This window comes from Shewanella sp. S1-49-MNA-CIBAN-0167 (genome assembly GCF_040310145.1).
In the GTDB taxonomy this organism is placed as follows: domain Bacteria; phylum Pseudomonadota; class Gammaproteobacteria; order Enterobacterales; family Shewanellaceae; genus Shewanella; species Shewanella psychromarinicola.
This window is the reverse complement of the sequence record NZ_JBEOPO010000369.1, coordinates 1-256: the sequence shown is the minus strand read 5'-3', so window position 1 is coordinate 256 and position 256 is coordinate 1. Positions and strand designations below refer to the sequence as shown.

Annotated in this window: 1 protein-coding gene; it reads left to right on the top strand. The window is 40.2% G+C overall.

Annotated elements, in window-relative coordinates; all coding sequences use genetic code 11:
- A partial coding sequence (locus AAEZ00_RS21665) for a histidine phosphatase family protein (RefSeq protein WP_351090036.1) occupies nucleotides 1-256 on the top strand: 256 nt, incomplete at both ends.

Genomic DNA, 256 nt, shown 5'->3' with positions numbered 1-256 from the left:
CATTACCTCCAACAACAAGCTTCACCCACCAGGGCCTTTATCGAATTATTTAGTCAAGCCATTGAGCAATGGCAACAACAATCAAATTACGCTAACGCTAACGATAACTATAACTATAACGAATCTTGGCAGCACTTTACTCAACGTGTAAACCAAGGATTACAACAACTGATCGAGCAGACAAATGACAATGACACTGTGTTTGTATTCACCTCTGGTGGCGTAATTAGTGCCGCGATAATGCAAATATTATCAG